Source organism: Planctomycetota bacterium (genome assembly GCA_038746835.1).
Taxonomy (GTDB): domain Bacteria; phylum Planctomycetota; class Phycisphaerae; order Tepidisphaerales; family Tepidisphaeraceae; genus JBCDKH01.
Genome location: JBCDKH010000141.1, coordinates 1 through 10,012, shown reverse-complemented (window position 1 = coordinate 10,012; position 10,012 = coordinate 1). Strand labels below are relative to the sequence as shown.

General features: G+C 65.0%; 10 protein-coding genes. 6 read left to right on the top strand and 4 right to left on the bottom strand.

From position 1 onward, the window contains the following. On the bottom strand, positions 1 to 930 hold a 930-nt coding region (gene proS / locus AAGI46_12680; protein ID MEM1013063.1), incomplete at its 3' end, for a proline--tRNA ligase. A gap of 47 nt (positions 931 to 977) precedes the next feature. Between proS and AAGI46_12675 the strand changes: the two genes are divergently transcribed. After that, the gene (locus AAGI46_12675) at positions 978 to 1,529 is read left to right on the top strand and encodes a hypothetical protein (GenBank protein ID MEM1013062.1); all 552 of its coding nucleotides are present in this window, start codon (positions 978 to 980) and stop codon (positions 1,527 to 1,529) included. A gap of 75 nt (positions 1,530 to 1,604) precedes the next feature. Continuing rightward, the gene (gene rplS / locus AAGI46_12670) at positions 1,605 to 2,018 is read left to right on the top strand and encodes a 50S ribosomal protein L19 (GenBank protein MEM1013061.1); all 414 of its coding nucleotides are present in this window, start codon (positions 1,605 to 1,607) and stop codon (positions 2,016 to 2,018) included. 9 nt (positions 2,019 to 2,027) lie between these two features. Here the strand turns inward: rplS and AAGI46_12665 are convergent, their stop codons facing one another. Further along, entirely contained in the window at positions 2,028 to 3,038 is a 1,011-nt protein-coding gene (locus AAGI46_12665) for a sulfotransferase (protein MEM1013060.1), read from the bottom strand. Positions 3,039 to 3,117: 79 nt separating this feature from the next. Here AAGI46_12665 and AAGI46_12660 point away from each other — a divergent pair, with 79 nt between their 5' ends. Then, positions 3,118 to 4,233, top strand: coding sequence for a PA0069 family radical SAM protein (locus AAGI46_12660; protein MEM1013059.1), 1,116 nt, complete (start codon positions 3,118 to 3,120; stop codon positions 4,231 to 4,233). A 120-nt stretch (positions 4,234 to 4,353) separates the two neighbouring features. Here AAGI46_12660 and AAGI46_12655 read toward each other — a convergent pair whose 3' ends face one another. After that, positions 4,354 to 5,496, bottom strand: a complete 1,143-nt coding sequence (locus tag AAGI46_12655) for an alanine--glyoxylate aminotransferase family protein (GenBank protein MEM1013058.1) — start codon at positions 5,494 to 5,496, stop codon at positions 4,354 to 4,356. Between the two features lie 549 nt (positions 5,497 to 6,045). After that, complete coding sequence (locus tag AAGI46_12650; GenBank protein ID MEM1013057.1) at positions 6,046 to 7,122, bottom strand: HD domain-containing protein; 1,077 nt, start codon at positions 7,120 to 7,122, stop codon at positions 6,046 to 6,048. Positions 7,123 to 7,168: 46 nt separating this feature from the next. Between AAGI46_12650 and AAGI46_12645 the strand changes: the two genes are divergently transcribed. The 3 genes from AAGI46_12645 to AAGI46_12635 all read left to right on the top strand — a co-directional run. Next, entirely contained in the window at positions 7,169 to 8,134 is a 966-nt protein-coding gene (locus AAGI46_12645; GenBank protein MEM1013056.1) for a Gfo/Idh/MocA family oxidoreductase, read from the top strand. Beyond that, positions 8,131 to 9,501 (top strand): sulfatase-like hydrolase/transferase, encoded by a 1,371-nt coding sequence (locus AAGI46_12640; GenBank protein MEM1013055.1) that lies wholly within the window; start codon positions 8,131 to 8,133, stop codon positions 9,499 to 9,501. The genes AAGI46_12645 and AAGI46_12640 overlap by 4 nt, the downstream gene beginning before the upstream one ends. Before the next feature lie 149 nt (positions 9,502 to 9,650). Beyond that, the coding region (locus tag AAGI46_12635) for a hypothetical protein (protein ID MEM1013054.1) at positions 9,651 to 10,012 on the top strand (362 nt) is incomplete at its 3' end.

Sequence of the window (10,012 nt, the reverse complement as noted above, 5' to 3'; positions counted from 1 at the left end):
CTTTGCCGCATTGACATTGTGGTCACCTCGGACGACGGCAGCGACATACTTGACCGGCAGATCACCTCCGGTCACGCGGAAGATGAGCGTCTTCAGCAAGTTCCGCGGCTTGACCTTCAGGAACTTTCCGACTTCATCGATGGAGCTCAAGCCCGGTGTGTGAACCGTCTCAAGCTCGCCCACTGCTTCTGCTTCGAGATCATGATCTCGATCCCCAATTTCCGCCTTCTCGACGTTCGCCGCGTAGTTGCCCTTGTCGCTCGACACGACGATGTCTTCGCCCGCCGCGCACGGCACGGTGAACTCGACGCTCTCGCTCCCACCGATCGCCCCGCTGTCGGCGTCGACGGCGATCGCGGGGACGCCGCAGCGGGCGTAGAGCCGCTTGTACGCTTCGAACATCAGCTTGAAGCTGCGATCCAGCCCCGCCTCGTCGGCGTCGAGGCTGTACGCGTCCTTCATGATGAACTCGCGCACCCGCAGCAGCCCGCTCCGCGGCCGGGGTTCGTCGCGGAACTTGGTCTGAAGCTGAAAGACGTTGAGCGGCAGCTGCTTGTAACTTTTGACGAATGCCCGCACGAACTCGGTCACGCTCTCCTCGTGCGTCGGTGCGAGCGCGTGCCGGCCCTCGCGGCGATCGGTCAGGCGGAACATGTCGTCGCCGTACTTCTCGTCCCGGCCCGACTCCCGCCACAGCTCGATCGGCTGCAGGCACGGCAGGCTCACCTCGACCGCACCGGCCTGCTCCATCTCCTCGCGGATGATCGTCATGATCTTCCGCATGACCCGCCACCCAAGCGGCAGGAACGTGTAGTGCCCGGCCGAGAGCTGCCTGACGAACCCGCCGCGGACGAGCAGCTTGTGGCTGGCGATCGTCGCGTCGGCCGGGTCTTGCTTCTGGGTCGGGATGAGCGTCTGGCTCCAGCGCATGGAGCATAGCGTAGCAATGGCTTACGGGCGTCTGGCTAGGGTCAGGCGTGGACGACGATGACGATCTGGTGCACGAGCGGGGAACGCTGCCCATGCGGCAGATCGGGCTGGCGGTGCTGCTGGTCGCGATGATGGTCCTCGTGCCCGCGGCCGTCTTCGGGTACGTCTTTTTCGCCGGTGCTGCGGCCGATCGTCAGTCGTTGGCGGACGAGCTGTCGGCGGTCGAGGGCGTGACCGTCGTCGAGGTGCTCGAAGCGACCCGGGCCAACGAGTACGACCAGGTCGTCATCTACTTCGACGGCGACTCGACCCGCGTCGCGTATGTCGGCGGCGTGGAGAGCCCGGTCTTCTACCGCGTCGGGCCGTTCGAGCTGTTCACGCGTCGGACTATCGGCGGCGACTTGCGGGAGCTGCCGGGCGTCGACTTCAGCCCGCTCGGGCCGTTGGACGGCAAGGTCCCGACCATCCGCGACGTCGCCGACCTTCGAACGCACTTCGACGAGGTCGTCGCCCACCTCGACACGCTGCCGACCGCTCCGACCGGAAATGCCGGAGCAGACGGCGTGACGTTCGTTTTGCGTCGCATGACGACGGATTGAACACCGAGGCGTCCCGCGCCTAGAGTGCCCGCCCGACTCTCCGGGAGCCGTCCGCCGCGACCCTCTACCCACGCCATGATTCACCCGCTCATCCAGGCCGCCGAGGCCGGCAGCGCCAAGACCGCCGACGACCTGCCGAAGTTCGACGTGGGTGCCGACGTGGACGTCTTCTACAAGATCGTCGAGGGCAAGAAGGAGCGTGTGCAGCGGTTCACCGGCACCGTTATCCAGATCAAGGGCCGCGGCACGACCAAGACGTTCACGGTTCGCCGCCTCGTTGCAGGCCAGGGCGTGGAGCGCATTTTCCCGTTCCATTCGCCCAACGTCACCGACGTGAAGGTGAAGCGTGTCGGCAAGATTCGTCGGGCTCGTCTGTACTACCTGCGTGACCGCGTGGGCAAGGCGACGCGTCTGACCGAGAAGAAGGACGGCCGCCTGACCAAGAAGCAGGCCGCCGCCGCCGAGAAGGCCGCCGCCGAAGCGGCGTGAGCCCCCCCGTCATTTCGGGCGAAGGAACCGCATCACGTGCTTCGCGAAGGAGCCGTGCACGCTCTTGCGTTGTCGGGCGACGTATCGAAGGCTCCAGACCGGGAATTTCGCGGCATAGCCGGCGGCCTTGGGACCGAATGAGGTGTCGCGTCGCTCGAATCCTGCCGCCTCGATCGTGGGGCCGGCGACGCGGTTGATCCACCAGACTTCGCCCGCGTCCAGCTCGTCGGCACCGCCCTGCGTGCTGCTGTTGTCGGGCTGGACCACTCCCGCGAGATCGATGACGTCCAGGCCGAGGTGATCCTGGACTGCCTCCAGCGTGCCAACCTCGTCTTGGCGGATGGCGTCGAGCGAGACCCGCAGCGTTCGATCCGGTGCCCGCTGGAGCAGTGCAAGGGCCTGCTTCGCGTAGCCACGCCAGAGCAGCGCGGCCGCGATTGGGTGGTAGATCTCCGACGCCAGCTTCCGAGAACGCTCGCCGAGCTGTCGGCCCTGGTTTTTGTACGACCGGATGAACGCATACGGCTCGCGCAGCATCAGGACGTAGCGGGCGCCAGGGTAGAACCGCTCGATCCGGTCGGTCACGCCCAGGTGGTGCGGCGTCTTCTCGATGACCACCCGCTTGCCAGCCGCCTCGGCCATCGCCCGGCAGAGGAGGTCGAACGGTTCGTTCGGCTCGGCCTCGCGTTGGAGCAGGCCGGTCTCGTCGAAAAGTCGGTCGAGGAGCGTGGTCCAACGCTCGTGGCTCAGCCCGACCCAGTCCGGCAGCACGCCGACGTCGCCGCGCTCCGGGCCCCAGCGGCTGGTCTTGAAGCCGTTCAGGAGTCGCGTGGTTTGCTCGACGCTCAGCCGGCCGTTGTTGCCCGCCGGCTCCTGCCAGACCCGGCCGAAGTAGGCACTTTCGCCGAAAGAGACGACGTCCGCGTGGACGTTGAGCACCTTGCTCATGAACGTCGTCCCGCCGCGGCTGGTGCCGACAATGAAGCCGCGGACGTCGACGGATGAGCCAGGCTCCGACACGGCCTGAACCTACGTGCCGTCATCAGGTCCGCCAAACCGCCCGTTGCCGAGTGGACGCACGTTAGGTTAATGTTTGATCGTGTCCGAGTCGCCTGCCTATGTCGACGCCCTGCCCGACGGTCTGGCCCACCGACGCGGGGCCGGCATCAATCCGGGCAACCGATTCGAGGCCAACCGCTTCCACCTCGACGGCGACTACCGCGACTGGCTCGAGGCCGAACGCGACGACGACGGCCGACTCCGCAAGGTGCCGCTCCAGGTGCTGGCGGACGACACGCGGAAAGTCATCAACCGCGTTGCCCCAACCAGCGACGTGCCGTTCGACTGGACGCTCAACCCGTACCGCGGCTGCGAGCACGGATGTGTCTACTGCTTTGCCCGGCCGTACCACGAGTTCCTAGGCATGAGCTGCGGGCTCGACTTTGAGACGAAGATCGTCGCCAAACACGACGCGGCCGAGTTACTCCGGCGAGAGCTCGCCCACCCGCGTTGGAAACCGGAGACGATCGTCATGTCGGCCATCACCGACATCTATCAACCGATCGAGGCCAAGCTCGGCCTGGCCCGGCAGTGCCTCGAAGTCCTCGCCGAAGCAGGCCAGCCGGTCGCGACGATGACCAAGGGATCGCTCGTCCTGCGCGACGTCGACCTCTGGGCTCGGCTGGCGGAGAAGAACGCCGGCCGGGTGACGGTGACGATCGTCACGCTCGACGACACCTTGGCCAAGGAGCTCGAACCCCGGGCGGCGAGTCCGACGCAGCGGCTGCGCGTGATCCGCGACCTCGCCAAGGCCGGCATTCCCGTGAGTGTCAACATCGCCCCGGTCATCCCGGGTCTCACCGACGCGGGCGTGCCGGAAATCCTCGAAGCCGTCGCAGATGCGGGGGCCCGACAGGTCCGCTGGACGATGCTGCGTCTGCCGTACCAGCTCAAGGCCGTCTTTCTCGATTGGCTGGAGCGCAACGTGCACGCCGATCGCGCGAAGAAGGTCCAGAGCAAGCTGCGTCAGCTGCACGGCGGCAAGCTGTATCAAGCCGGCAACAAACGCCGCCGTGGTCGAGGCCCGTTGTCCCAGAGCATCGCCTCGACCTTCGACGTCTTCACCCGCAAGCACGGCCTGAACCGCGACATTCGACCGATGAGCGCGAAACACTTCCGCCGACCAGAACTGCACGGCCAGATGTCACTGTTCTGAATCACCGTCATCCCGAGCGCAGCCGAGGGACCTCGCAGCGGTTCTGCACCGACGCTCAAACGAGGTCCTTCGACCCGCTTCGCTCGCTCAGCATGACGGAGTGGCCGTAGGGAGCAGAAGTTAGGCGAATGCGTTCGCCAGTGCCTTCTGCGCCGCGGCCACGCCGACGCCGGGTTCGACGGCGAAGCCGAGCTTCGGCATGACCAGTTCGGTCGCCGCGACCACGGCCAGCGCGTCGTAGACGTCGGTGTAGCCCATGTGGTTCACGCGGAAAAGGTTGCCCTTCATGCTCGCCTGGCCGGCCGCGACGTTCATGCCGTGGCTCGACTTCATGTGCTTGCGGAAGTCGTCGTTGACGCCCTCGGGGTAGTTAATGGCGGTGACGCTGTCGGCCGGCATCTTGGAAAAGAGCGACAGCCCCATTGCCGTCATGCCCGCCCGGACGGCTTCGGCGTGTGCGGCCGTCCGCTTCCAAACGTTCTCGAGTCCCTCGTCGGTGATCATCTTTAGCGAGACGGCGAGTGCGTGAATCAGCGTGTTCGCCGGCGTGTAAGGCGTGTCATTATCCGCGGCCGACTTCTCATAGGCCTTGAGGTTCAGGTAGAACGGCGATTGCCCTTCCACCTTGTCGGCGGCTTTCCACGCCCGCTCGCTCAGGCTGACAAAGCCAAGTCCCGGCGGCAGCATGAGGGCCTTCTGCGACCCGGTCACGGCGACGTCGATGCCCCACGCGTCCATCTCGAACGGCAACGCCCCAATCGCCGTGATGCCGTCGACGATGAGCAAGGCGTCAGGCGCCTTTTCACGGACGACCTTGGCGACCATCTGCATGTCGCAGGCGGTCGCGGTGCTCGTCTCACTGTGGGTGACGATGACCGCGTCGTACGCGGCGCTGCTCAGCTCGTTGGCCATCATCTCTGGCGTGACGTGCGTGCCGTACTCAAGCTCGCGGTCGGTGACGTCGATGCCGAAGGTCTTGCACTGCTTGCCCCAGCGTTCGCCGAACTTGCCGCAGTTGATGTTGAGGACCTTCTGCCCGCGGCCGACGGTCGAGACGAGCCCGGCTTCGAAGGCCGCGGTGCCGCTCCCGGTGACGATGTAGACATCGTTGGTGGTGCGGAAGCATGCCTTGAGCCCTTCCTGCACGTCGGCAAACGCCTGACGAAACTCCGGCGTGCGGTGGTGCACCACCGGCCTGGCCAGTTCCAACAACGTCTCCGGCGGCACAGCCGTCGGTCCCGGCGTGTAGAGGCGGCTCTTCATGGCCGCAGGGTAGGTTCGGCCCGAGGCCATGATCCGGACTCGACGCATCTAGAGGCATTCGGGGCCCACCCTCCCAAGTGGCGACGCGTCGCATGTCATGGACGAGATGTTCCGCTGCAAGGCTGCGATGCCGTTCCGCAGCCATGCGATGGCGTTCTTGCGGAGCGCATCTCGTTCTGCAGCCTTGCGAAGGAGCGTTGCATCCATGCAATGTCGTTTTTGCTCCGCAAAACTGATTCTGCATGGCTGCAGCGGGGCACTGCAACGACGCAGAGGGACACTGCAGCCATGAAATATCATTCTGCAGGCAGGTTCTCGGAACCGGGATCAGGACCTGCGGCGACGGCAGTGTTGGCAGAGGCGATTCTCTTGGACCGGGTGTACCCAAGCCACTTGCATCCTTGCATGCACTCTCCGTCATCCCGAGCGGAGCGAGGGACCTCGTCTGATTCTGCACGGACTCCCAAACGAGGTCCCACGCCACGCGCGGGCTGACGGAGGGATCCGCGAGTGCTCATCACCGGCTCGCTACGAGTTCTCGGGCCGCCCTTAGAAAAGGTTGTCGCTCGATGGTGTCTGGCCAATCTTCGCGTCGGCCTCGGCGAGGACGTCGGGTTTGAGCAGCCGGCCGCCGAGGGCTTTCATGAAGCCGGTCCAGCGGCTGGGGTCGTTGGCACCTTCGCTGCGGCGGGTGGCGTCCAGGGCCATGGTCATCTTGGCGTCGAGGTTTTCGACATGGTGGACGAACAGGGCCTCGGGCGTGGCGGGCGATTTGGCGCTGCCGAAGCCGAGTTCGAGTTCGCCGTGATGCGACAGGACGATGTGCTGAAGGACGTCGAGCAGATCGCGCGGCACGTCGACGTCGGCCTCTTTGGCTTTGTCTTCGAGCCAGAGCGCCGCCTTGACGATGTGCCCGACAAGCCGGCCGCCGTCGGTGTAGTCGAAGCCGGTCTCGTACTGAAGTTCCCAGGTTTTGGCCAGGTCGTGGACGAAGACGCCGAAGACGCACAGCTCCTTGTTCAGCGTCGGATGCAACGCCGCCAGCAGGTCGGCGGCTTTCATGGCGTTGAGCGTGTGCTCCAGGAGGCCGCCGAGGTAGGCGTGGTGGAAGCCCATCGCGGCCGGGGCGCGGCGAAGGTTTTTCATCAGCTCTTCGTCCGCCAGATACGCCTTTGCCAGCGACTTCAGTGTGGGCGACTCGAAGCCATCCAGGATGGCCGTCAGCTCGCCGAACATCTGATCGATGTCCTTGTCCGTCGACGGCAGAAGATCCGTGTAGTCGATGCCCGACTCGTCGCGAATCTGCAGGATCTTCTCGATCTTTACCTGCGGCCGACCCGCGAACTCCTCGATGACGCCCTTCACCCGCACCACGCCCGGATTCGGCAGCCGGCGGAACATCGCTTCGCCCTGGTCCCACCAGTTGCCGACGACGACGCGGCTCTTGTCGCCGACCTGCATGGTCAAGTACGGGTCGCCCTTCTTGTTGATCTTGAGCTGCACGTTGCTGATGACGAATGGCTCGTTGATCTTCTGCCCCGGGCCGAGGTCGGACAGGAACGTCCGCGGCGGCTGGTTGGCGATCGTCGCGTCGCTGTCGCTGAGGCTGCCGTTGGTGTCATCCATCGAAAGGTTCTACGAACGCCGGCATCGGCGTGCAAATGATGTCGGCATGAAGCTCGAACAGATCCGCTGGGGCATCCTCGGCTGCGGTGACGTCACGGAAGTCAAAAGCGGCCCGGCCGTCATGAATCGGGGCGACACAAGCCGCGTCGTCGCCTGCATGCGTCGCGACGCCGCCAAAGCCAAGAACTATGCCGAGCGGCACGGCGTTGATCGGTGGTACGACGATGCAGACAAGCTGCTCGCCGACGACGAGGTCAATGCCGTCTACATCGCCACGCCGCCGAACGGTCATCGCGATCTGGCGTTGAAAGCCGCAGCGGCAGGCAAGGCGTGCTACGTCGAGAAGCCCTTCGGCCGCAACGCCGCCGAGGCCAAGGAGATGGTCGACGCTTTCGCCGCTGCCGACTTGCCGCTGCTAGTTGCGTACTACCGAAGGCGTCTTCCACGATTCGTCGAAGCCAAACGTCTGATCGACGCGGGCGAGTTGGGAAGTGTCACGAGCGTCGACTACGAGATGACACGTCTGTTCCAGCCCGATCGCGACCACGGCTGGCGTGCCGACCCAACGATTGCCGGCGGCGGGCTCTTCCACGACCTCGGCAGTCACCTCCTCGATCTGCTCGACTTCCTTCTCGGCCCTCTCGGCAAGGTCGCGGGTACCAGTCAGGGCGACCCGGGCGACGAGCGTGTCGCGATGAGCTTCACGCACGATCGCGACATCGCCGGATGTGCGCGATGGAACTTCGCCGCCAGCCGCCACGCCGACCGCATCACGATCGACGGCACGACGGGCTCGCTGTCCATGAGCTGCTTCGGCAATGAGCCGATTCGCCTCGCTCGCGGCGACGAGACGACCGAGATCGATCGCCCGCACGACAAACAAGTCCAGCGATATCTCATGGATGATGTCCTGGCACACCTTCGAGGCGAACGCGCCTGTGTCAGCACCGGCGACTCGGCTCTGCGAACGAACGTGGTTCTCGATACGGTGGCCGGAGGAGCAACCGCATGAGCGACGACGCCACGGCTTCTCGGCCGAACATCCTTTTGCTCATGTCGGATGAGCACCGCTACGACGTGGCAGGCTTCGCGGGAAACGACGTCATCCGCACGCCCTTCCTAGACGAGCTCTCGGCCACGGGTGTCACGTTCGACAACGCGTACACGCCGAGCCCGATCTGCATTCCCTGTCGGCAATCGATGGCCGTCGGGCAGCGGCCGCGGACATGCGGCGTCGAGCGGTACGGCCAGGACCTGCCGCCCAACTCGATGACGTTCGCGCGTCGTCTCGGGCAGTTCGGCTACGAGACGTGCTGTGCCGGCAAACTCCACCACATGGGGCCCGACCAGATGCAGGGCTGGTCGCGACGCCTCGGCATGGACTTGCATATCGGTGACGGGTTTCGCGACTTCGAAGTCGCCCCGCCGGCTGGGCCAGACGATCCGGGGATCGGCAAGTGGTCCGATGCGAAGGAAGTCGCACGCGCCGGCATCGGCCACGGCCCGGCGACGCAGGACGTCGACGAGTATGCGTTGGTCGGTGCGGAACTCTTCACCTCGGAGTACTTCGCCGACCCGTTCTATGACCGGCCACAGTCGCACCGGCCGTTGCTGATGATGCTGAGCTTCGTTCGGCCGCACTATCCGTACTTCACCGACGAGGATCGCTTCTGCTACTACCTCAACCGCGTCGCGCCGTACTACGGCGAGCCGGTGTTCGATCATCCGTTCCTGGGCTCGCGTGGCATCGACGACGCCGTCAGCGAACGCGAAGTCCGCCGAGCGACAGCGGCGTATTACGGCATGATCGACGAGATTGACGCGGACTATGCGCGGTTCACCGATCACCTGGAACATCTCGGGCAAGACCTGGACGACTGGTGGATCGTCTACACGAGCGACCACGGCGAAATGCTCGGCCAGCACGGCGTTTGGGAGAAACAGAAGTTCTTCGAGGCCAGCGCTCGCGTGCCACTCGTGGTCCGACCGCCGCGTGCTTTGCGCGACGAATGGCAGTGCGAGGGCCGACGTGTTTCGGACAATGTCTCGCTGCTCGACCTGTTCCCGACCCTGTGCGACGCCGGCTCGGCAACATCGCCGGACGGGCACGCGCTCGAGGGCGCGTCGCTCGTGCCGCTGATGCAGGGCACGTCACGCGCGAGCAACGAAGTGACCAGCGAGTTCGACGGCCACAACCTCATGATCAAGCGTGGTCCGCTGAAGTATCAGTGGTACGCCCGACACGCCGACACGCCGCATGCTGAGGTGCTCTTCGACCTCGACGCCGATCCGGCGGAATCGCGCAATCTGATCGACGAGCCTCGCTACGCCAAAGACTTGCTGGCGTTCCGGGCCCGTCGCGTCGAGTTGGGATTCTGACGTCCACCGGCAAGGCGCCGCCGCTCATCACGCACCGGCCGGAGCAAGATGGACAAGCACGCATTCGCCGAGTTGATCAGCGAAACGGTCATCATCCTGGCGATCAGCCTCGTCCAGATTTTCCTGTCGCGCTTCTACGGGAGCACGTCATGACTCACCCTTCCGGACTCCAACTGTTCGTGCTCCTGCTTGCGACGATCTTCGTCGCCCTGCTCTTCATGAAGCGGAAGTGGGCGTGGTCGTACGGCCGGGTCACGTTGCTGCTGAGCATGGCGGCGGTGATGTTGCTGCTGTTCGTCTGGTTGATTGCAGCGGCGTTCGAGGACGCGAAGGTCATCAACGAGTACGTCTTACGCCAGGCGTTGGTCGGCGTTCCGACGGACCTCGTCGAGGCGGGACGAATCGACGGCTGCGGCGAGTTTCGGATTTACCTCCAACTCGCGATGCCCCTGGTCCGACCGATGACGGGGGCCTTCTGTCTGATCACGTTCCTGGCGACCTGGAACGTGAT